This is a genomic window from Vibrio sp. L85, assembly GCF_963871815.1.
GTDB classification, from domain to species: Bacteria; Pseudomonadota; Gammaproteobacteria; order Enterobacterales; family Vibrionaceae; genus Vibrio; species Vibrio harveyi.
In genome coordinates, this window is sequence record NZ_CAWMYL010000204.1 from 1 (window position 1) to 741 (window position 741).

Genomic DNA, 741 nt, shown 5'->3' on the forward strand with positions numbered 1-741 from the left:
ATACTCCAATAGTTGCGCGGTATCTGGCGCTTTTCCTGATAACTCGAACGCTGCGGTTGTTTCAATGGTGACCGTTTCGCCTGCTGCAAGCTCAAAGCCCTTGATACTCACCAAACCTGTATTGCTCGATGGCGCTTTGATAATCACCCCTTTGCGGTTGGCATTGGCGGGAATAGGCAATGGCAATTCACCACGACGCCCAATAAGGTTGTCGCCAACGTGTACATGGATGGTTTGACCTTCTTCGAGAGTGACGTTAGGCAGCTCGCTCACTTTCATGCTTTGCCCTGGCAACAATTCGACCTTTGGCATGGCTTGAATTTCTAGCTTTTGCCCTTCAACTGGCGGGGTAAAATCACCGCTGCCATGTTCAAATGACAGCTCACCTTCGCCGCTGAGTAAGATGCGCCCCATTGGCTTGCCATAGCGAAGCACTGAGCCACTAGGTAGCGTGAACTCTTCGCCCGTCGCATCTAATCGCACCGACAATTTGCCCTGATAGGATTCGATGAATAGCCAGCTCGACTCCACATTGAGCGGCACCTCTTGCCCTTTAATAAGTGTCAGGTTCATTTCTGCACCGCCTTAAACAGGACAAAACCAAGCACGAGCACAATGATTGCCATGAGGATCAACTGCTGTTTGTTTAGAGCGCTTTGTCCGTTGTCTTGTTTGAACTTGGCAAGCTCGGTCAGCTTGTCTAAGTTCTGTGTGTTTTGAGCCGCTTGGTTACCCGCAAGC

1 protein-coding gene is annotated in these 741 nt (G+C 50.5%); it reads right to left on the bottom strand.

Annotation, left to right across the window (positions count from 1 at the left end):
• Nucleotides 1–573 (bottom strand): hypothetical protein (locus AACR11_RS20890; RefSeq protein ID WP_079325123.1); only part of this gene is annotated, 573 nt, incomplete at its 3' end.
• Nucleotides 574–741 lie beyond the last annotated feature (168 nt).